Source organism: Saccharopolyspora sp. ID03-671 (assembly GCF_045278815.1).
Taxonomy (GTDB): domain Bacteria; phylum Actinomycetota; class Actinomycetes; order Mycobacteriales; family Pseudonocardiaceae; genus Saccharopolyspora; species Saccharopolyspora ipomoeae.
In genome coordinates, this window is sequence record NZ_CP134054.1 from 3,063,049 (window position 1) to 3,081,170 (window position 18,122).

An 18,122-nucleotide genomic window follows, 5' to 3' on the forward strand; every position below is an offset into this window, starting at 1 on the left:
GATTACCCCTGATCGAGGCCGAAAACTCGCTCGGCCGTGGCGGTGGTGGCTACTGCCAGCTCATCGACCTTCATACGGCGGAGTTCGGCGAGGTCACGAAGGGTGTAATTGACGCAGTAGGGCTGATTGGGGTGTCCCCGGAAGGGGTGGGGCGTCAGGAACGGCGCGTCGGTCTCCACCAGCATCTGCTCCAGCGGCACCGTTTCGGCCGCCTCGCGAAGGCTTTTGGCGTTCCGGAAGGTCGCCGTGCCGGCGAACGAGAGCACGTATCCCTTGGCCACGCAGGACTTCGCGAACTCGGCGTCACCGGAGAAGCAGTGGAAGACGACCGTCTCCGGAGCTCCCTCCTCGTCCAGAATCCGCAGGATGTCGTCGTGCGCCTCGCGGTCGTGGATCATCAGCGGCTTGCCGGTCCGCTTGGCGAGGTCGATGTGCCAGCGGAACGCCTCCTGCTGCGGCTCCGGCGGCGAGTAGTCCCAGTAGTAGTCCAGGCCGGTCTCGCCGATGGCCACCACGCGCGGGTGCGCGGAGAGCTCCTCCAGCGTCGCCCTCTCCTCGTCGCCGAAGTCCTTGGCCCGGGTCGGGTGCAGCGCCACCGCGGCGAAGACCCGCTCGTCCCAGGTCGCGGCCTCGACGGCCCAGCGGGCCGAGTCGAGGTCGTCGGCGACGGTGACGACCCGGCCGACGCCGGCGCCCTGGGCGCGGTCGACCATCGCCCGGACGTCCTCGGCGGTCTTGGCGCCGCAGGCGTCGAGGTGGGTGTGGGAGTCGACGGCGGCTGCCGCCAGCGCCTCGGGCACGGGCGGCAGCTCGCTCCTGGAGGTCTTCTTGCCCATCAGCCCTGCTGGATCGGGGCCCACTCCGGGCCGGTCTCGCCGAGTTCGGCGTCGAGCTTCGCGAACAGCGGCTTCGGCTTGTTCAGCGGGCGGCCCACCTCGATCTCGGTGGACTCCCACTTGGCCTGCTCGGCGGCATACTCGCCCATCAGCACCGGGTAGGACAGCGAAGCGTCGTCGAGGTCGGCGACCTCGCGGATCTCCGGCTGCGCGGCCCAGACCCCGGTACCGCCCAGCAGCTCGTGCACCTTCTGCGCGGAGTGCGGCAGGAACGGCGTGAGCAGCGTGTTCGCGTCGGAGACGACCTGCAGCGCGGTGTGCAGGACGGCGTCGCGGCGGTCCGGGTCCTCCTTGAGCTTCCACGGCTCCTGGTCGGACAGGTACTTGTTGGCCGCCGAGACGACCCGCATCGCCTCCTGCGAGGCCGCCTTGAACCGCGAGCTGCGCAGGTGGGTGCCGACGGTGTCGAACGCGGCGCGGGCCTGGGCCTTGAGCTCCTCGTCGGCCGGGGCCGGGGAGGTCGGGGCCGGGACGGCGCCGTTGTTCTTGGCCGCCATCGAGATGGACCGGTTGACCAGGTTGCCCCACTCGTTGGCCAGCTCGAAGTTGGTGCGGCGGACGAACTCGTCCCAGGTGAAGTCGGTGTCCTGGTTCTCCGGGCCCGCCACCGAGATGAAGTAGCGCAGGGTGTCCGGGCCGAACTCGCGCAGGAAGTCGCGCACGTAGATGACGGTGCCGCGCGAGGTGGAGAACTTCGAGCCGCTCATGGTGAGGAACTCGCTGGAGACGACCTCGTCGGGCAGGTTCAGCTCGCCGAACGGGCCGACCTCGCCGCCCTTGTCGCCCTGGCCGTTGTGCCCCATCAGCAGCGTCGGCCAGATCTGGGCGTGGAAGGTGATGTTGTCCTTGCCCATGAAGTAGTAGCCCTGCGCCGACGGGTCGGTCCACCACTGCTTCCAGGCGTCGGCGTCGCCGGTGCGGCGGGCCCACTCGACGCTGGCCGACAGGTAGCCGATGACGGCGTCGAACCACACGTAGAAGCGCTTCATGGGCTGGTCGCGCCAGCCGTCCAGCGGGATCGGCACGCCCCAGTCCAGGTCGCGGCTGATCGCGCGCGGGCGCATGTCCTCGACGAGGTTCTGCGCGAACTTGAGCACGTTGGGGCGCCAGCCGTCGCGGGTGGACAGCCACTTGCCCAGCGACTCGGTGAACGAGGGCAGGTCGAGGAACAGGTGCTCGGTCTCGACGAACTCCGGCTTCTCTCCGTTGATCCGGGAGACCGGGTTCTTCAGCTCGGCCGGGTCGAGCTGGTTGCCGCAGTTGTCGCACTGGTCGCCGCGCGCGCCGTCGTAACCGCAGATCGGGCAGGTGCCCTCGATGTAGCGGTCGGGCAGCGTGCGACCGGTGGACGGGCTGATCGCGCCGGTCGTGGTCTTGGGCAGCACGTAGCCGTTGCGGTGCAGCGCGAGGAAGAGGTCCTGCACCACCTTGTAGTGGTTACCGGTGGTGGTGCGGGTGAACAGGTCGTAGGACAGGCCGAGTCCCTGGAGGTCCTCGGTGATCACCCGGTTGTACTTGTCGGCGAGCTGGCGGGTGGTCAGCCCCTCCTTCTCCGCCTGGACGGAGATCGGGGTCCCGTGCTCGTCGGTGCCGGAGACCATGAGCACCTGGTTGCCGGCCATTCGCTGGTAGCGGGAGAAGACGTCCGAAGGCACACCGAAGCCGGAGACATGACCGATGTGACGCGGACCGTTGGCATAAGGCCAGGCCACAGCCGTCAACACAGAGGCACTCATGGTGTTCAAGGGTAGTCGGCCGCTCCTCTCGCGTGACCGCGCGGGGGCAGCGGGCAGTTTTAGCCATAATCACCCGTGATCAAAGTCCGTTATGCCCGGTTAATTGTGGCTAAAACAGTCCCATCCCTGGGCAAACGCCCACACGTTCCCGCACGCGGCGAAGCGCCACCGAAAAACCTCCGGGAGTCACCTGCGCGCGGCGAGGACCGCGTCGTAGAGCTCCTTCTTGCGGACTCCCGCGAGCTCGGCGACCTCGGCGACGGCGTCCTTGAGGCGGATGCCGTCCGCGGCCCGCTCCTCGACCTGCGCGACCAGCTCCGCGGGGTCGGTCGGGGCGGCCTGCTCGGCTCCGGCCAGCACCACCGTGATCTCACCGCGCACGCCCTCGGCCGCCCATTCGGCCAGCTCACCGAGGGTGCCGCGCTTGATCTCCTCGTAGGTCTTGGTCAGCTCGCGGCACACCGCGGCCTGCCGCGACTCCCCCAGCACCGACACCGCGTCGGCCAGCGCGTCGGCCAGCCGGTGCGGGGCCTCGAAGAACACGCTGGTGCGCTCCTCGGCGACCAGCCGCCCGAAGAACTTCCGCCGGTCCCCGGTCTTGCGCGGCGGGAACCCCTCGAAGCAGAACCGGTCCGACGGCAGCCCGGACACCGCCAGCGCCGTGGTCACCGCCGACGGGCCCGGCAGGCAGGTCACCGGCAGGCCCTCGGCCACGCACGCCGACACCAGCCGGTAGCCGGGGTCGGACACGCTCGGCATGCCGGCGTCGGTCACCAGCAGCACGGACTTCCCGTCCCGCAGCGCGTCGAGCAGCATCGGGGCGCGCGCCGACTCCACGGCCTCGTAGTAGCTGACGACCTTGCCCTCCGGGGCGACGCCCAGCGCGCTCGCGAGGTTGCGCACCCGGCGGGTGTCCTCGGCGGCCACCACCTCGGCGGAGCCGAGCGCCTCGACCAGTCGTGCGGAGGCGTCGCGGGCATCGCCCAGCGGGGTGGCGGCGAGGAGCAGGGTGCCGGAGTCCATGACCGCACAGCGTAGGCCGCTCGCGGGGCGTGCCCCGGTCGAGGCGTGCCTGACCCTTACGATCGACGGTGTGAGCGTCCCAGTCCGCAGGTTCGGCGGTGCCGACGAACTCGTCCAGGTAGGCCGCGCACCGGCGGCTCACCGGCCGGGCGAGACCGACCCGCTGCCGCTGCTGGACACCTCGATGCCCACCGACCGCAAGCGCGCGTGGATCGTGACGCTGGTGATCACCCTGGTCGCCGGGCTGGTCCGCTTCTGGGACCTGGGCCGGGCGACCGACGAGGGCACGCCGGTCTTCGACGAGAAGCACTACGTCCCGCAGGCGTGGCAGATGCTGCGCAACGGCGGCTACGAGGACAACCCCGGCTACGAGCTGGTGGCGCACCCGCCGGTCGGCAAGCAGATGATCGCGATCGGCGAGTGGCTGCTGGGCTACACGCCGTGGGGCTGGCGGCTCATCGCCGCCCTGTTCGGCACGCTGATGGTGCTGCTGATCGTCCGCATCGCCCGCCGGTTGACGCGCTCGACGCTGCTCGGCGCGCTGGCCGGTGTCCTGCTGATCTGCGACGGGCTCAGCCACGTGCAGTCGCGCGTCGGCATGCTCGACATCTTCCAGGCGCTGTTCATCCTCGCCGCGTTCTCGTGCCTGCTGGTCGACCGCGACCAGGTCCGCGAGCGGCTGTGGCAGGTCTGCTCGGACGGCCGTCTCGACCCGGCGACGTGGGGTCCGGCGCTGGGCTTCCGCTGGTGGCGCTTCGGCGCCGGTCTGATGCTCGGCCTGGCCTGCGGGACCAAGTGGAACGGCATCTACTACATCATGGCCTTCGGCCTGCTCAGCGTGTTCTGGGACGCGCTGGCCCGGCGGGCGGCCGGGGTGCGGCGGCCGTGGCGGGCGGCGCTGGTGCGCGACACCGCCCCTGCGCTGTGGGCGCTGGTGGGCATCCCGCTGCTGGTGTACTTCGCGACCTGGTCGGGCTGGTTCGCCAGCGAGACCGCCACCGACCGGCACGCGGTGCTGCTCAACGACGACGTGGGCATGAACGGCCTGCCGGACGCGCTGCGGTCGCTGCTGTACTACCAGCTCAACGTGCTGGACTTCCACACGCACCTGACCACTCCGGCGACCCCGCACCCGTGGGAGTCCAAGCCGTGGGCGTGGCCGATGGGCATGCGCCCGATGCTCTACTACTACGAGTCGGGGATGCCGGGCTGCGGCCGCAACAGCTGCGTGCAGGCGACGATGCTGATCGGCACCCCGGCGATGTGGTGGCCGGCGCTGCCGGTCGCGGCCTGGTCGGTGTGGCGCGCGGTGTTCCGGCTGGACTGGCGCTACGCGGCGGTCCTGGTCGGCTACGGCGCCGGGTACCTGCCGTGGTTCACGAACCTGTCGCGGCAGATGTACTTCTTCTACGCCACTCCGCTGGTCCCGTTCCTGGTGCTGGGGATCGTCCTGGTCCTCGGCCACGTGCTGGGCACGGCCGAGGACCACTACGAGCGCCGCAAGACGGGCCTGCTCGCGGTGTCGCTCTACATCGGACTGGTGGTCGCCAACTTCATCTGGCTCTGGCCGGTCCTCAACGGCGACCCCATCACCCACGAGCACTGGCAGGCCGAGCTCTGGCTCCCCTCCTGGCGCTGACCGCGCGCGGAGCCCGACCGGATCGGGCCCCGCGCGACCGCGTCTCAGGTCAGCGACGCGAGGGTCTTCCGGAGGGCTGAGACGGCGTCGAGGATCTCCTCCGGGCGGGCCGTGAGCGGGGGCCGGGCTCGCAGCGAGTCCGGGCCCGAGGGCAGGAACAGCGTGCGGTGCTGCTCCCGGGCCACCGCCAGGGCCCGGGCCCGGTGGCCGGGGTCGCGGAAGCTGATGGCGCACATCAGGCCGCGGCCGCGGGGCGAGTGGATCAGGCGCGGGAACTCCGCGGCCAGGTCGCGGAGCTCGCCGAGCAGGAGTTCGCCCATGGCGCGGCTGTGCGCGAACAGGTCCTCCGCCTCGATGATCTCCAGGATGCGGGTCGCGCGGACCATGTCGGTGAGCGAGCCGCCCCAGGTGGAGCTGATCCGGCTGGGCTCGCGGAAGGCGTTGTCGGACACGTCCAGGACCCGACGTCCGCCCATGACACCGCAGACCTGCATGCGCTTGCCGAAGGCGACCAGGTCGGGTTCGAGCCCGAGCGCCTGGTGCGCCCACGCCTGACCGGTCAGCGCGCCGGTCTGCACCTCGTCGGCGACGGTCAGCACGTCGTGCTCGACGCACAACCGCTGCACGGCCTGCAGGAACTGCGGCCGCAGGTGCCGGTCGCCGCCTTCGCCCTGGACGGGTTCGTAGACGAAGCAGGCGATCTCGGCGCCGTAGCGGCGCAGCGCGGATTCGGCGACCTCCAGCGCGCGGACCTCCTCGGGCAGCAGGTCGGCGGTGTCCCACCGCTCGCCGGGTTCGACGGCGGGGCTGGGGATGCGCGGCCAGTCGAACATCGGGTAGTCGCGGATCTTCGACGGGTCGGTGTTGGTCAGCGACAGCGTGTAGCCGCTGCGGCCGTGGAAGGCCTTCTCCAGGTGCATGACCCGGCTGCCGCGCACGGCGATCCCGCGGCGCGCGTTGACCTTGGTCTTCCAGTCGAAGGCGACCTTGAGCGCGTTCTCCACGGCGAGGGTGCCGCCGTCGATGAAGAACAGCAGGGGCAGCTCGGGGATGCCGACGACCCGCTGGAAGGTCTCGGCGAACCGGGCCTGCTCCTCGGTCGCGAAGTCGGGGTTGGACGGCTTGACCCGCGAGACGCGGACCAGCGCGGCCTCGAACTCCGGGGTGCGCAGGCCGGGGTGCCCGTGCCCGAGCGGTGCGGAGCTGAAGAACATCGTCATGTCGAGGTAGTCGGTGCCGTCGCGCACGTCGCGGAGCCGGCAGCCGTCACCGGCGTCGAGGTCCACGACGATGTCCATCAGGTCGCCGGTGACCTGCGCTTTCAGCGCGGTCACGGGGTCGGTTCCGGGGCGCGGGGCGGGGACTGCGGTCGAGAAGGTCTCGTGCTGAGCGGTCATGGTTCGGCCTCCCGGCTGCATGTGCACGGGTCTCGCACACACAACAAGAATTACACAGGAAGCCGAAGACTGAGCAAGATACTTCAGCTGATCGTCCGCATGAACGAAAGATATTCTTCTGCTCCAGGTGCACTTCTCCCCCGGAGCCGAAGAATCCGCGGTGTCAGACCCGGCCGACGCCGCCGAAGAGGTAGACCGGCTTCTCGCCTTCCCTCTCAGGGCGCCACTGCGAACAGGTCACCACGCCCGGTTCCTGCAGCGTCGTCCCGGCGAACAGGCCCTCGATCTCGGCTGCGGTGCGCGCCCGGATCGGGGTTCCGCCGCGCTCGGTGGTCTCCCGCATCGCGCGCAGCATCGGCTCGCCGTGGACCTCGGCGGTGGAGTGCGTGAGCACCAGGAAGCTGCCCGGCGCCAACGCGTCGACCAGCGCGCGCACCGCGGAGCGGGCCTCGTCGTCGTCCATCACGTGGTTGAGCACGCCGAGCAGCATCAGCCCGATCGGCTGGTCGAAGTCCAGCGTCTCCCGGGCCGCCTCGACGATCTCCTCCGGGCGCCGCAGGTCGGAGTCGAGGTAGTCCGTCTTGCCCTCGGGCGTGCTGGTCAGCAGCGCGCGGGCGTGCGCGAGCACGATCGGGTCGTTGTCGACGTAGACGACGCGGCTCTCCGGAGCCAGCCGCTGCGCGACCTCGTGGGTGTTGTTGGCGGTCGGCAGACCGGTGCCGACGTCGAGGAACTGCCGCAGCCCCTCCTCCTCGACCAGGTGCCGCACGACCCGCACCAGAAACGCGCGCTCGGCGCGGGCTCCCTCCGGGATGTCGGGGATCTGGGCGATCACGGCGTCACCGGCCTCGCGATCGACCGCGTAGTGGTCCTTGCCGCCCAGCCAGTAGTTCCAGATCCGCGCCGACTGCGGCGTGCTGATGTCGATCTCCACCGCTCACATCTCCCTCACCGACCGAGACTGCGCGATCACCCTATCGACCGAGCGCGCATCCGGGCGCCGATGCGGCCGATGCTACTCGCGGCGGACTCGGCGCACCCCGTCCCACCAGGGGCGTTCCGGTCCGTCGAGGCTCCGGCGGAGACTGTGTTCGGCACGGCTCGACGCCACCTCCGGCCGGATACGATCCCGGTCATGGCCAGGAGATCGGGTTCCCAGACGCGCGAGGCGATCCGCGACGCCGCGACCCGGTTGTTCACCGAGCGCGGCTACGCCGACACCTCCGTCCGGGACATCGCGTCGCGGGCCGCCACCCATCCGGCGCTGGTGATCAGGCACTTCGGCAGCAAGGAGCTGCTGTTCCTGGACACCATGCACCTGAGCATCGACGACGAACCGCTGCTGGACGTGCCGCTGGAGCGGCTGGGAACCCGGTTCGTCGAGGTGCTGCTCGACTCCGACGACCGCACCCGCGCGATCCACCTCGCGATGGTGCAGGGCAGCGGGAACCCGCAGATCGCCGAGCGGCTGCGGGAGACCCACGAGACCTCGTTCGTGCAGCCGCTGCGGGTGCGGATGCGCGGTGCCGACGCCGACGAGCGCGCCCGCGCGGCCGCGGCCCTGGTCGGCGGCCTGCTGTACTCGCTGTGGGTGGTCGGCGACCAGCGGCTGGCCGCGGACCGGGACGGGCTCGTCGAGCGCTACGGCGGACTGCTGCAGCGGCTGCTCACGCCGTGATCACTGCACCGACCAGCCGCCGTCGGAGGGCAGGATCGCACCGTTGAGGTTCACGCCGTCGTCGCTGAGCAGGAACGTGATCGAGGCGGCGAGCTGCGGCGCGGTCGCCACCGGCGGCATCAGGCCGATGAACCCGCCGGTGCGCTCTCGGCCGAACTCCGACATCGCGTCCACCGACGAGCTGATGCCGGTCGCCACCCCGCCCGGCGCGACCGCGTTGACCCGGACGCCCGACGGCCCGTACATGAACGCGGCGTTGCGGGTGATGCCGAGGACCGCGTGCTTGGAGGCGGTGTAGGCGACGCCCGCGGCGTTGCCGCGCAGCGCGGCCTCGGAGGCGACGTTGACGATCGAGCCCGCGCCCGCGGCCAGCATCGACGGCAGCGCGGCCCGGGTGAGCCGCATCAGCCCGTCGACGTTGATCCGGAAGGTGCGCTCCCAGGTGGCGTCGTCGAGCTCGTGCAGCGGGCTGAAGTCGTCCATCACCCCGGCGACGTTGGCGAGCCCGTCGATGCGCTCGCCGGCCGCGGCGACGATCCGGTCGACGTCGGCGGCCTGCGAGATGTCGCCGGCCACGGCGACCGCACCGGGCAGTTCGGCGGTGAGCTCGTCGAGCGGACCCGCGTTGATGTCGGCGGCGACGACCCGGCCGCCTTCCCGCGCGATCCGCGAGGCGGTCGCCCGCCCGATCCCGGAAGCGGCCCCCGTGACGATCACGGTCTTGCCCTCGAACCGCCCGGGCACGACCCGCTCCTGCCACCCGCTCGTGACGGCGTCGACCTCCGGCATCACCCCGCCGTTGACGCGCAGCACCAGCTCGTCCACGGCCTCCCGGCTCATGGCCCCCTGGCTGAGCTCGACCAGCTGCTCCAACGGCAACCCGCTCACGGGCGCCAGCGCCTCGGGCTCGTGCCCGGCCGCGGCCAGCATCTCCCCGATCAACGGCCCGCCCTCGGGATGCGCCAACCAAGCCCCCACCGTGCTCTTCCCGCTCAGCACCTCACCCACCGAACACCTCCGACCCACGAAGTCAACACCGTTGACTTCCACCCTACCCCGGCCCTCGAACCCCTCCCCGCGACGAAAACCGCGGTTTTCGTCGCGCGAATGCTGCGGTTTTCGACGCGCGAATGCTGCGGTTTTCGACGCGCGAATGTTGCGGTTTTCGTCGTGGGGTGGGGGTCGGTCAGTTGATGCCGCCGTTGGCTCGGAGGGTTTGGCCGTTGATCCAGCGGCCGTCCGGGCCCGCGAGGAAGGACGTGACCGCGGCGATGTCGGCGGGGGTGCCGAGGCGTTCGAGCGGGGGCTGGGCGGCGAGGCGGTCGACGGTCTCCTGGGTCTTGCCCTCGAAGAACAGGTCCGTGGCCGTGGGGCCGGGTGCGATGGTGTTGACGGTGATGTCGCGTCCGCGCAGCTCGCGGGCCAGCACCATCGTCATCGCCTCGACCGCGCCCTTGGTCGCCGTGTACGGGCTGTAGGCCGGGAAGGCCAGGGCGACCGCGGAGCTGGAGAAGGTGATCAGCGCGCCGCCGTCGCGGAGCCGCCGGGCCGCCTGCTGGGCGACGGCGAAGGTGCCGCGCACGTTGGTCCGGTACACCTCGTCGAGCACCGCCAGATCCAGGTCGGCGACGGTGGACTGCGCCATCTTCCCTGCCGCGTGCGCGACCACGTCCACCCCGCCGAACTCGGCTTCGGCGGCGTCGAACATCGCTGCGACCGCGTGCTCGTCGGCGACGTCGGCCCGCACGGCGATCGCGCGCCCGCCCGACTCCCGCACCTCCCGAACCGCCTCGGTGGCGAGCTCCTCGTTGCCCGCGTACCCGGCGACGACGGCGAACCCGTCGGCGGCGAGCCGGGTGACGATGTCGCGGCCGATGCCGCGGGATCCGCCGGTGACGATGGCCGTGCGTGTCATGCGTGTTCCTCTCCTCGGTGACCTGCTCCAAGCCTCCGGCGGAACACCGAGGTCAACCAGTTGCCGCTGACCCGGGGGATGCCGTCCCCTGGCTCGGCCGCGCCCGGCGAGCGGAAACTGGACGACGTGAACCTGGGTGAACTCGGCGATTTCCTCAAGAAGCGGCGCGACCGGATCCGTCCCTCCGACGTCGGCCTGCCCACCGGGCATCGGCGGCGGGTGCCGGGGCTCCGCCGCGAGGAGGTCGCGCAGCTCACCGGGGCCTCGGTGGACTACTACATCGAGCTGGAGCGGGGCGGCGGCGCGCAGCCGTCCGAGCAGATGCTGGCCGCGCTGTCCCGCGCGCTGCGGCTCACCCGCGACGAGCGCGACCACCTCTACGCGCTGGCCGGGCGCCCGCTGCCGCTGCGCGGCGGGTCCGCGGCGCACGTGCACCCGGGAATGCTCGACCTGCTGGACCGGCTGTCCGGCACGCCCGCCCAGGTCATCACCGACCTGCACTGACGCTGGTGCAGAACGACCTCGCGGTCGCGCTGCTCGGCCCGAAGGTGCCGGACTCGGGGATGCGGGCGAGCTTCGTCCACCGCTGGTTCACCGACCCGAGCTCGCGCGCGCTGTACCCGGAGGAGGACCACGCGCACCACGCCTGGACGTTCGTCGCGGACCTGCGCGCCGCCGTCGCCCGCCGCGCCCCGGACGATCCCGAAGCGCGCGAGCTGGTCGAAGACCTCCAGACCCGCAGCCCGGAGTTCGCGGACCTGTGGTCCCGGCACGACATCGCCGTCCGCCGGGACGAGCGCAAGCGCCTGGTGCACCCGGAGCTCGGCACGATCGACGTCAACTGCCTGAACCTGGTGAGCGAGGACTGCCGCCAGCGACTCCTGTGGTTCACCCCCGCCGTCGGCACCGACTCGGCCGACAAGCTCGACCTCCTCGGCGTCCTCGGCACCCAATCCCTCATCCCGGACCCGCCCTGAGCCCGCCGGGGATCCGCGATTTCAACGGAAGTCGGGGACCCGAGTTCCGTTGAAATCGGGTCATCCCCACCGCCGGATCGGGCTGGTTTTGACCTGGGATCCGGGTTGGTCAAATCTGTGACCTGCGAAGACATCCGGAATTGGCTCGCGGGGAAGACCTGCCCATTGATCAGTAGATCTTCACCCGTCCGGGTGAATAGCGTGGGTCGTGACCCGAGCGGGACTCCCCGGCCGACCGGGGGTGCCGGGGAGTCCCGCGGGTCCGGACGTCACCGGACCTGCCCGAGGTCACCGGACCTGGATGTCGAAGAAGACGGCGCGGAGCTCTTCCGGGAAGTACTGGCGCCCGTCCTCGTCGACCATCTTCCAGCCGAGCTTGCAGCGGCCGGGCTTCTCACCGGTGAACACCGGCACCGCGAGCTGGACGGTGCCGCCGGGCGCCACCTCGCCGACGGAGACGCGCTGCGGGGCGGTGCAGTCGGCATCGCCCTCGCGGAAGACCTGCGCGAGGTAGCGGCCGTCCCACGGCTCGCGGCCGACGTTGCGGACCTCCCAGGTCTTGACGAAGTTCTCGCCCGCCGCGAACTCGGTGCCGTCCGGGACGGTCTCGCTGAGCATCAGCGACGCGTCACCGGGGATCGGGCGCTCCTCCGGCCACGTCCACCAGACCGCGCCCGCCACGACGAGCACCGCCGCGGCCCCGGCCACCAGCCACGTCAACCACCTCGGCCGGACCGCCGGGGGTTCGGCGGGTTCGGGTTCCTCGACGGTCCGCGCCGCTTCCCAGCGCCGGGACCACTCCCGGCGCGCGGTCTCGGCGTCCTGGCCGAGCACGCCGACGGCGAGGCTGCGCACGAACTCCCACGTCGTCTCCCACGACGGCAGGTCCTTGCCGCGCGCGGCCGCCGACAGCGCCGACTTGGAGGCCATCGCGCCGAACTCGGCGCGCATCCGGTCGTACGACGGATCGCCTGCGGACTCCTTCAACTCGCACAACCGCCAGGCGAACTCGGCGACCGGACTCTCCTGCGGGTCCGGGCGCTGCTGCTTGCGACCTCGTTTGCGCGCCGCGTCATCCCCGAGCACAGAATCGTCCACGTCGAGCATTCTTGCGCAAAGCCGCTCCCCACCGAGCACGACGGCGGCCGACCCACGTCGTGGACCGGCCGCCGTCGTCGCTGAACTGCGGGCGAGCGGCGCAGCCGCGAGGTTCCTGAACCCGCACCGCCACGCTTCGGTCAGCGCAGGGCGTTGAGCGTCAGGGTGAAGACCTCGGGGTCACCGGCGTTGACCTTGCCGCTGTGGTCCTCACCGGCGTTGGAGCTCACGTCGTCGTAGGCGAACGCGTAGCCCTTGCCGTCGGGCAGGTTCTCGTGCACCACGCGGGCGTAGTGGTTGGTGATGTCGTTCTGGTAGAATGTCGCCGGGTCTTCCTCGTGCGGCTGGTTCGGGTTGATCAGCAGCGTGGTGCGGTTGAACGCCGCCGCCAGCCGCGGCACGATCGCCAGCCGCTCCTGCGAGTCGCTCTCCGGGTTGTTGGCGAACGGACCGCTGTTGCAGCCCCAGATGTCCACCGAGGACGGCTTGGCGAAGCGCTCGGAGCCGAACACCAGCTCCTCGCCCTCGACCTTGCCCTCGATGATGCCCAGGTCCTCGCGCTGGGTGTCGACGAACAGCGACTCGCCCGCGTACTTGGCGTAGACCTCGTCGACGTAGGGCTCCATGTAGCCCTCGAAGTCGCCGGCGCGGTGGTTCGGGTTGAGCACCCGGACGACCTTGCCGTCGGCCTCCTGGACGAGGGTGGCCCAGTTGCCGCCCATGCCCTTGAGGCTCTCGGCGACCTTGTCCATGCCACCGGTGGGCATGCCGGGAACGCTCTGCTCACCGCTGCCGGTGGTGGTCAGGTGCAGACCGATCGGGGCGGCGACGAAGTCCACGTAGCTGATGTTGGCGTAGAGCTGCTCCGCGTTGAGGGTGAACTCCGCGAAAGTCCAGTCCTTACCGAAGTTCGGGTCCTCGCTGGAGACGAAGTTCGGGTGCACGACCGAGGTCGTGCCGTCGGCCCCCTGCACGACCTGGAACTCCAGGGTGTCGTTGAGCGAGTAGTACACCCGCGCGCCGTACATGCGCGGCACGGTGATCTCGACGGTGCCGTCGACCGGGATCGCGACGTCGTCACCGATCGGCGCCGGCTCGGGGCCGCCCGCCTCGGGGAAGTACGGAGTGCCGTCCGCCTTGATGAAAACGGCCTTCTTCTCGGCGTCCGAGAATCCGGCGATGTAGGCGTTGGCAGGACCACCGGAGTTGTTCTGCAGAACGAACTTCATGCTTTCCGGAGCCGCCGAAGCGAACGGAGCGCTGATCGCCTGAGCCCAGAACGGTGCCGTCAGGGCCGCAGCGGAATAACCGAGAAACCGCCGGCGAGAAACCATGTGGATACCTCCAGAGACAACGGGACCACCACGTGTGGGCAGCCGATCCTCTCTCGTGATCGATCCCGAAGTCTGCCGGTCTGGACAACCCCTTCCATACCCCCAATTGGAGCGAAGTAATCACATCTGAACACTATTCAACGGAAGCGCACATCAATGGTTTCTCGCGCAACACCGGGACCACATTTCGACAGATAAATGTGAACGCGCCCGAAATCCCGGGTCGAAATCCGTGATTTTCGCGAGTGAACCCGACACTACCGATTTACGTGCGCTGGGAAAAGCCCGATCGGGCGGATTCCGCGCGCGCCGTCACGATCTCGCGCGCCGCTCGTGCGAGCATCCTCCGGTGCGAGTGACCGTCTTCACAGCGAGCCATGCACCGACGTACCTCGACGAGTGCCACCGCACCGTCTCCGCGCAGACCCACACCGACTGGGAGTGGATCGTGCTGCTCAACGGATCCGCGCAGTGGTCGCCGCCGGAACCGGACCCGCGCGTCCGCGTCGTGCGCGGCACCGCCACCGGGTACGTGGGCGCGATCAAGCGCGAGGTGTGCGCGCTGGCCACCGGCGAGGTCCTGGTCGAACTCGACCACGACGACCTGCTCGCGCCGACCTGCCTCGCCGAGGTCGTCGCCGCCTTCGAGGCCGAACCCGGCGCGGTGCTGGTGTACTCGGACTTCGCGGAGATCAACGCCGACGGCTCTGCCCGGCACGAGCGGTTCAACCCGGCGATGGGCTGGGAGTACGAGCCGGTCGACGTCGACGGCAAACCCCTCGACCGCTGCCTGGCGCTGGAAGCGAGCCCGCACAACGTCAGCTACATCTGGTACGCGCCCAACCACGTCCGCGCGTTCCGCCGCGACGCCTACGAGCGGGCCGGCGGCTACGACGCTTCGCTGGAGGTGCTCGACGACCAGGACCTGATGATGCGGCTCTACGAGCTCGGCGAGTTCCGCCGCATCCCGAAATGCCTGTACCTGCAACGCATGCACCCCGCCAACACCCAGCGGGACCAGCGGATCAACAAGCTCATCCAGGACGACACCGTCGCCCGGTACCACCGCGGCATCCGACGGCTGGCCGTCGCGTGGGCGCAGCGGTCCGGGCTCGCCGCGCTGGACCTCAACACCGCCTCGTGGACCGGGCGGGCGGTGCCCCCGGGCGCCACCGAGTTCGAGATCGACCCCGCCGCACCCGCGCTCCCGCACGCGGACGGCTCGGTCGGCGTCATCGTCGCCACCGACCTGCTGCAGCGGATCTCCGATCGCGGGGCCTTCTTCGCCGAGTGCTACCGGGTTCTCGTCCACGGCGGCCTGGTGCTCACGACCACGCCGAGCACCGACGGTCGCGGCGCGTTCCAGGACCCGACCCACGTGTCGTTCTGGAACGCCAACAGCTTCTGGTACCTCACCCAGGCCGACCGCCTGCGGCACGCGTTCCCGGGCAACCCGATGCGCTTCCAGATCAGCGGGGTCCGCACCTACTTCCCCACCCAGTTCGACGCGGCCAACGACATCTCCTACGTCGACGCGAACCTGCTGGCAGTGAAAAGCGGCCCCCGCCAAGGAGGGCCGCTTCTCTGCTGAGGCGATCTACTGCACGCGCTGGACGTTGATGCTGCCCGTGATGCCGGTGAGCGAGCTGTTGTGTCCAGCAGTGGCCACCGCACCGTTGTTCAGCATCAGCACGCCACCGCCGGCCGGGACGGTGATGGTGATGGAGTTGGAGACCTGATCCTCGATCGACGGCGATGTGCTGGTGGTGGCCTTGATTCGCGAGCCCGCGACCTCGGTTCCGCTGAGGGTGAGATACGCGGAGACCAACTCCGAGGCACTTGTACCGCTACCCGCCGCGTCGGCCTGCCAGGTGTAGTCGATCGTGTAGGTACCGGCTGCCAACTGGACACCGCCGCCGCTGAGCGATACGCCGCCATATGACGTGCCGATCGTGGTCATCGGAACGGGGGAGTTGGAAGCGTTCGAGGAGGTGGAGCTGGTGTAGAAGTAACCTCCCGCCGTCGCGACCGTCCCCTGCGGGCCCTGGGCTCCCTGGGCGCCCTGGGCGCCCTGGGCTCCGTCGGCTCCCTGCGGACCAGCGGGCCCCTGCGGACCAGCGGGCCCTTGCGGACCGGCCGGTCCCTGGACACCGGGAGCACCGGCGGCGCCCTGCGGACCGATCGGCCCCTGCGGACCGGCGGGGCCGAGGTCACCCTGCGGCCCTTGTGCCCCCTGCGCACCGGTGGCGCCCTGAGGTCCGGGTGCGCCCTGCGCACCGGTGGCGCCTTGCGGACCGGCAGGTCCCTGCACACCGGGCTCGCCCTGCGGACCAGGAGCACCGTCGGCACCCTGCGGGCCGGCCGGACCGACGGGACCGACATCGCCTTGGGCTCCTTGCGCCCCCTGCGGACCAGCCGGTCCCTGCACACCCGGCTCGCCCTGCGGACCAGCAGCACCGGTCTCACCCTGCGGCCCGGCGGGACCGACGGGACCGACATCACCCTGCGCGCCCTGCGGCCCGGCGGGACCGACGGGGCCGATGTCACCCTGCGCGCCTTGAGCACCCAGCGGCCCGGCAGGACCGATGTCGCCCTGCGGACCTTGGGGGCCGGCGGGACCCGCAACCCCGGGTGCACCGTCGGCACCCTGCGGACCGATCGGGCCGATCTCACCCTGCGGGCCGGGCGCCCCCTGCGCGCCAACCGCACCCTGCGGGCCAGCGGCCCCCTGCGCACCGTCGGCGCCCTGCGGACCTTGAGGACCGGCGGGACCCGCAACACCCGGCGCACCATCAGCACCCTGCGGACCGACCGGACCGATCTCACCCTGCGGACCCGGCGCCCCCTGCGCGCCAACCGCACCCTGCGGGCCAGCGGCCCCCTGCGCACCGTCTGCACCCTGCGCACCGACCGGGCCGACATCACCCTGCGGCCCCTGAACGCCGGGAGCACCGTCGGCGCCCTGCGGACCTTGAGGACCGGCAGGACCCGCAACACCCGGCGCACCATCAGCACCCTGCGGACCGGGTGCGCCCTGAACTCCCGGAGCACCATCGGCGCCCTGCGGGCCGACCGGGCCGGCCGGGCCGACATCGCCCTGCGGGCCCGGAGCACCGTCGGCGCCCTGCGGGCCCGGAGCGCCGGGCTCACCCGCCGGGCCTTGCGGACCGACGGGACCGGCAACACCCGGCGCACCATCGGCACCCTGAGGGCCCGGCGCACCGGCCGGACCAACGGTGCCGGGAGCTCCGGCCGGACCAGCTGAACCCTGCGGTCCCGGTGCTCCGGCTTCGCCCTGGGGGCCGCGAGAGCCCGTGGCCCCGGGCTCGCCCTGCGCTCCCGTCTCGCCCTGCGCTCCCTGCGGCCCACCCGCCGGTCCTTGCGGCCCCTGCGCGCCGGTCGAGCCCTGCGGACCTGCCGTCCCTTCAGGCCCAGCAGGTCCGGAGTACGACGTGGTCGGTGGCGGTGCGGAGGTTGCGGCCAGCGCGGGATCGCCCTGCACCGGTCCTTCGACGCCGGGCGGTGTGACGCTGAACCACGGTTCCTCGGGGCCGGGAGCGGCGACCGCCTGCGCGGGCCCGCTCAACACCGTCACGATCGCAGCGGTGGAGCCGAGGATGACGTCGACGGTGCGGCGAGTGCGTGCGCTCTTGCCGCTCACGAGTCACCGCCTGCGATCTTGATGGTCCCGTTTTCGGTCAGCTGCTTGGACTGGCCGATCATCGGCGAGAAGACCTCGGTCTGGAACCCCGCGTTCTTGAACGAGAAGTACGTCGACAGCGCGCGGTCCCGGAAGACGGCGATCATCGCGCCGTCCTCGGCTTCGGTGACGTCCGCCTTCTCCTTCGGCGTCCCGCGCAGCGCGTCGTAGCCGTTGATGGCGTAGTAGGTGGCGACGGTGAGGTACTGGCCGGGGTCACCGGCGGCCACACCCGACGGGAGGTACCGGACGAAGATCGCGTTCTTCCTGGTCACGGTGACTTCGATCTGGGTGTCCGGCTGCTCGCCCGCCCAGTACAGCGGGTAGTGCTGGCCCGCGAGGTCTTCCAGCTCACTGGCCGAGACGATGGTCGGCGTGCCCACCGGCACGGGCTCCGACGACGCCGCGTTGATGGGACCGCCCGACCGCAGCATCCAACCGCCGACTCCGGCGAGGACGATCACGAGGGCCAGCACGGCCCACCAGATCTTCTTGTTCCCAGTGCGCATTTCGGCAACGACCTCTCTCGCACGCAATCAGGCAATCGGGACCGCGGATCAGAGCGCCATCCGGTCGCGGCACCGACCGAAAACGGCTCCAGAGCACGGAAACCTCCGCACCGCTCCGAAGTGGACTCCCAGGTGCGATGCGGTAGACCGTTGCCTTTGCTGGACGAAACAACTCCATTTGAGAGTGACAAGCCGAAGGGTGATCCGCTCCACGAGACCG

At 70.8% G+C, this 18,122-nt stretch carries 17 protein-coding genes; 6 read left to right on the forward strand and 11 right to left on the reverse strand.

The window, feature by feature from the left end:
• Window positions 1-2: 2 nt before the first annotated feature.
• The 3 genes from REH65_RS13845 to rsmI form a co-directional block, all read right to left on the reverse strand.
• Window positions 3-836 carry a TatD family hydrolase gene (locus REH65_RS13845; RefSeq protein WP_406692714.1) on the reverse strand — a complete coding sequence of 278 codons (834 nt, stop codon included), beginning with the start codon at window positions 834-836 and terminating at the stop codon, window positions 3-5.
• A complete protein-coding gene (gene metG / locus REH65_RS13850; protein ID WP_406692715.1) occupies window positions 836-2,632 on the reverse strand; it encodes a methionine--tRNA ligase in 1,797 nt (598 codons plus the stop codon). The genes REH65_RS13845 and metG overlap by 1 nt, the downstream gene beginning before the upstream one ends.
• A gap of 186 nt (window positions 2,633-2,818) precedes the next feature.
• A complete protein-coding gene (rsmI, locus tag REH65_RS13855) occupies window positions 2,819-3,655 on the reverse strand; it encodes a 16S rRNA (cytidine(1402)-2'-O)-methyltransferase (protein WP_406692716.1) in 837 nt (278 codons plus the stop codon).
• A gap of 184 nt (window positions 3,656-3,839) precedes the next feature.
• On the opposite strand from rsmI, the gene REH65_RS13860 reads away from it, so the two are divergent.
• Window positions 3,840-5,294 (forward strand): dolichyl-phosphate-mannose--protein mannosyltransferase, encoded by a 1,455-nt coding sequence (locus REH65_RS13860; protein ID WP_406693160.1) that lies wholly within the window; start codon window positions 3,840-3,842, stop codon window positions 5,292-5,294.
• Between the two features lie 44 nt (window positions 5,295-5,338).
• On the opposite strand, the gene lat is transcribed toward REH65_RS13860, so the two are convergent.
• Together lat and REH65_RS13870 are read right to left on the reverse strand one after the other, a co-directional pair.
• Window positions 5,339-6,691, reverse strand: coding sequence for an L-lysine 6-transaminase (gene lat / locus REH65_RS13865; RefSeq protein ID WP_406692717.1), 1,353 nt, complete (start codon window positions 6,689-6,691; stop codon window positions 5,339-5,341).
• 163 nt (window positions 6,692-6,854) lie between these two features.
• Window positions 6,855-7,625 (reverse strand): SAM-dependent methyltransferase, encoded by a 771-nt coding sequence (locus REH65_RS13870; protein WP_406692718.1) that lies wholly within the window; start codon window positions 7,623-7,625, stop codon window positions 6,855-6,857.
• A 201-nt stretch (window positions 7,626-7,826) separates the two neighbouring features.
• Between REH65_RS13870 and REH65_RS13875 the strand changes: the two genes are divergently transcribed.
• Window positions 7,827-8,369 (forward strand): TetR family transcriptional regulator, encoded by a 543-nt coding sequence (locus REH65_RS13875; RefSeq protein WP_406692719.1) that lies wholly within the window; start codon window positions 7,827-7,829, stop codon window positions 8,367-8,369.
• On the opposite strand, the gene REH65_RS13880 is transcribed toward REH65_RS13875, so the two are convergent.
• Both REH65_RS13880 and REH65_RS13885 read right to left on the reverse strand, forming a co-directional pair.
• Complete coding sequence (locus REH65_RS13880) at window positions 8,370-9,377, reverse strand: SDR family NAD(P)-dependent oxidoreductase (RefSeq protein WP_406692720.1); 1,008 nt, start codon at window positions 9,375-9,377, stop codon at window positions 8,370-8,372.
• 178 nt (window positions 9,378-9,555) lie between these two features.
• On the reverse strand, window positions 9,556-10,284 hold the full coding sequence (locus REH65_RS13885) for an SDR family oxidoreductase (protein WP_406692721.1): 729 nt from the start codon (window positions 10,282-10,284) through the stop codon (window positions 9,556-9,558).
• Window positions 10,285-10,410: 126 nt separating this feature from the next.
• On the opposite strand from REH65_RS13885, the gene REH65_RS13890 reads away from it, so the two are divergent.
• Both REH65_RS13890 and REH65_RS13895 read left to right on the forward strand, forming a co-directional pair.
• Window positions 10,411-10,788 (forward strand): helix-turn-helix domain-containing protein, encoded by a 378-nt coding sequence (locus tag REH65_RS13890; RefSeq protein ID WP_406692722.1) that lies wholly within the window; start codon window positions 10,411-10,413, stop codon window positions 10,786-10,788.
• 5 nt (window positions 10,789-10,793) lie between these two features.
• The gene (locus REH65_RS13895) at window positions 10,794-11,261 is read left to right on the forward strand and encodes a hypothetical protein (protein WP_406692723.1); all 468 of its coding nucleotides are present in this window, start codon (window positions 10,794-10,796) and stop codon (window positions 11,259-11,261) included.
• 288 nt (window positions 11,262-11,549) lie between these two features.
• Here REH65_RS13895 and REH65_RS13900 read toward each other — a convergent pair whose 3' ends face one another.
• A complete protein-coding gene (locus tag REH65_RS13900) occupies window positions 11,550-12,359 on the reverse strand; it encodes an NBR1-Ig-like domain-containing protein (RefSeq protein ID WP_406692724.1) in 810 nt (269 codons plus the stop codon).
• Window positions 12,360-12,499: 140 nt separating this feature from the next.
• Window positions 12,500-13,693 carry a glycoside hydrolase family 64 protein gene (locus tag REH65_RS13905; RefSeq protein ID WP_406692725.1) on the reverse strand — a complete coding sequence of 398 codons (1,194 nt, stop codon included), beginning with the start codon at window positions 13,691-13,693 and terminating at the stop codon, window positions 12,500-12,502.
• 349 nt (window positions 13,694-14,042) lie between these two features.
• On the opposite strand from REH65_RS13905, the gene REH65_RS13910 reads away from it, so the two are divergent.
• Window positions 14,043-15,284, forward strand: a complete 1,242-nt coding sequence (locus REH65_RS13910; RefSeq protein WP_406692726.1) for a glycosyltransferase — start codon at window positions 14,043-14,045, stop codon at window positions 15,282-15,284.
• Window positions 15,285-15,290: 6 nt separating this feature from the next.
• Here the strand turns inward: REH65_RS13910 and REH65_RS13915 are convergent, their stop codons facing one another.
• Window positions 15,291-15,653, reverse strand: a complete 363-nt coding sequence (locus REH65_RS13915; RefSeq protein ID WP_406692727.1) for a hypothetical protein — start codon at window positions 15,651-15,653, stop codon at window positions 15,291-15,293.
• Between the two features lie 165 nt (window positions 15,654-15,818).
• Between REH65_RS13915 and REH65_RS13920 the strand changes: the two genes are divergently transcribed.
• Window positions 15,819-16,958, forward strand: coding sequence for a hypothetical protein (locus REH65_RS13920; RefSeq protein ID WP_406692728.1), 1,140 nt, complete (start codon window positions 15,819-15,821; stop codon window positions 16,956-16,958).
• Between the two features lie 392 nt (window positions 16,959-17,350).
• On the opposite strand, the gene REH65_RS13925 is transcribed toward REH65_RS13920, so the two are convergent.
• On the reverse strand, window positions 17,351-17,902 hold the full coding sequence (locus REH65_RS13925) for a hypothetical protein (RefSeq protein ID WP_406692729.1): 552 nt from the start codon (window positions 17,900-17,902) through the stop codon (window positions 17,351-17,353).
• Window positions 17,903-18,122 lie beyond the last annotated feature (220 nt).